General features: G+C 71.8%; 2 protein-coding genes. One reads left to right on the forward strand and one right to left on the reverse strand.

The genetic code is table 11. From position 1 onward, the window contains the following. Nucleotides 1-1295 (reverse strand): DEAD/DEAH box helicase (locus tag DZG00_RS14620; RefSeq protein WP_233550158.1); only part of this gene is annotated, 1295 nt, incomplete at its 3' end. A 149-nt stretch (nt 1296-1444) separates the two neighbouring features. On the opposite strand from DZG00_RS14620, the gene DZG00_RS14625 reads away from it, so the two are divergent. Further along, nucleotides 1445-2164 carry a ferritin-like fold-containing protein gene (locus tag DZG00_RS14625; protein ID WP_233549101.1) on the forward strand — a complete coding sequence of 240 codons (720 nt, stop codon included), beginning with the start codon at nt 1445-1447 and terminating at the stop codon, nt 2162-2164. The last annotated feature ends 163 nt before the right edge of the window (nt 2165-2327 follow it).

Here is a 2327-nt window from a genome sequence, read left to right on the forward strand (position 1 = left end):
CCGTCACGGCTGCCGCCGTCACGGCTGCCGCCGCGTCCGCCATCGCGACCGCCGTCGGAGCCGCGGCTGCCCGGGCGCTCCCGCGGAGTGCCGTCGGGGTTGACCGTCGGGGTCGCGCGGAGGCGGCCCTTCGATCCGGCCGGGATGTCGAGGTCGGTGAACAGGTGCGGCGAGGACGAGTACGTCTCGGTGGGCTCCGGCTGGCCGAACTCGAGGGCGCGGTTGATGAGCGCCCACTTGTGCAGGTCGTCCCAGTCGACGAACGTGACCGCGATGCCGGTCTTGCCCGCGCGACCGGTGCGGCCGACGCGGTGCAGGTACGCCTTGTCGTCCTCGGGGATGGTGTGGTTGATCACGTGGGTCACGTCGAGCACGTCGATGCCGCGCGCCGCGACGTCCGTGGCGATGAGGATGTCCTTCTTGCCGGCCTTGAACGCGGCCATGGCGCGCTCGCGCTGCTCCTGGTTGAGGTCGCCGTGCACGGCCGCGGCGTTGAAGCCGCGGTCGTTGAGCTCCTCGACGAGGCGGGCTGCGGCGCGCTTGGTGCGCGTGAAGATCACGGTCTTGCCGCGGCCCTCGGCCTGGAGGATGCGGCCGATGACCTCGTCCTTGTCCATGTTGTGCGCGCGGTAGACGAGGTGGCGGATGTTGGCCTGCATGAGGCCCTCGTCGGGATCCGTCGCGCGGATGTGGATGGGCTTCGTCATGAAGCGGCGGGCGAGCGCGACGATCGGGCCCGGCATGGTGGCCGAGAACAGCATCGTGTGGCGCACGGCCGGGGTCTGCGCGAACAGCTTCTCGATGTCGGAGAGGAAGCCGAGGTCGAGCATCTTGTCGGCCTCGTCGAGCACCATCTCGCGCACGTCCTTGAGGCTCAGCAGGCGCTGGCCCACGAGGTCGAGCAGGCGGCCCGGCGTGCCGACGACGATCTGCGCGCCGGCCTTGAGCTGCTCGATCTGCCCCTCGTACGCCTTGCCGCCGTAGATGGAGACGACCGTGGTGGCGCGGTGCTTGGTGGCGATCTGGAGGTCCTCGGTGACCTGGACCGCGAGCTCGCGCGTCGGCACGACCACGAGGGCCTGCACGCCGGGCTCGGGGGTGAGGCCGAGCCGCTGGATGAGCGGGAGGCCGAAGCCGAAGGTCTTGCCTGTGCCCGTCTTGGCCTGGCCGATGATGTCCTGGCCGGAGAGCGCCAGGGGGATGGTCTGCTCCTGGATGGGGAAGGGTTCGAGGATCCCGTGGTCGGCCAGCGCCCGCACCATGTCCTCGTCGATGTTCAGTTCGGTGAAAGTCACGTTGTGCCCTGTCTAGCGGTGCGGTCCACGCCCGGACTGCTTCTCTGCGGGCGCGATGGGGCCCTTCCGTTGAGGGACCACGGGCGAGTTTAGCGGTCGGGCGCCCGATGGGCTCCTCCGCCGCCCTTTACACTGGCCACGTGCTCAAGATGTTCGGACGCCGGTCGACGACGATCGAGGCGCCCCGGGTCCGATCCCGCGGCGAGTCGAAGCGTCGATCCTCGTCGCCGACCGTGAGCGTCGACGACTTCTCGCCCGACACCCTCCGCTTCCTCGGCGCGATCGCGTACCTGCAGCTGACGGTCTTCGAGACCCTGTCGCGCGCGGTCGCCGACGCGCCGGACCTCGCCGGCAAGGAGGCCGTCTCGACGGCTGCCGGCATCGCGCTCGGCAAGCACCAGGCGCTCGCGGCGGAGATCAAGCGGCTGGGCGGCGACCCGACCGTCGTCATGGAGCCCCATCGTGGAGCGTTCGACCGCTTCACCGCCACCGTCACGGGCGCCGACTGGTACGAGTGCCTGCTCTCCGCGTACATCACCACCGGGCTCCTCGACGACTTCTTCGTGCGCCTCGCCTCGGGGCTGCCGTCGGACCAGCGCCAGCGCGTGGTCGTGCTGCTGTCCTCGGGCGTCGGCCAGCAGGGCATCGTCGACGCGGTGCGCGCCGGCATCCGCCGGGACCCGCGCCTCGCCTCGCGCCTCGCGATGTGGGGCCGCCGCCTGGTGGGCGACACGCTGCTCGTCGCGGGGACCGCCATGCGCGCGTCCCTCGCCGACCCCGACGACGCCCGCGTGCACCTCGAGCCCGTGTTCGCGGGCATCATCACGGCCCACACCCGTCGGATGGACGCGCTGGGCCTGACGGCCTGATGGCCTGACGCGTCGCGCGGCGTCGCCCTCGACGGGCGTCGCCGTCGGTCGTCGCGCACACGACGACGCCCGGACCACTGCGGGTCCGGGCGTCGTGTCGTGCGGGTGCGGATCAGCCGCCGATCGCGGCCAGGTCGCGGGCGTCCGCGGATGCGCGCCGCCG

This window comes from Clavibacter lycopersici (assembly GCF_003576405.1).
GTDB lineage: Bacteria > Actinomycetota > Actinomycetes > Actinomycetales > Microbacteriaceae > Clavibacter > Clavibacter lycopersici.

Excerpts from the sequence above, each read along its gene's own strand:
- DZG00_RS14625 (WP_233549101.1), top strand. The coding sequence starts at position 1,445 with ATGTTCGGACGCCGGTCGACGACGATCGAGGCGCCCCGGGTCCGATCC.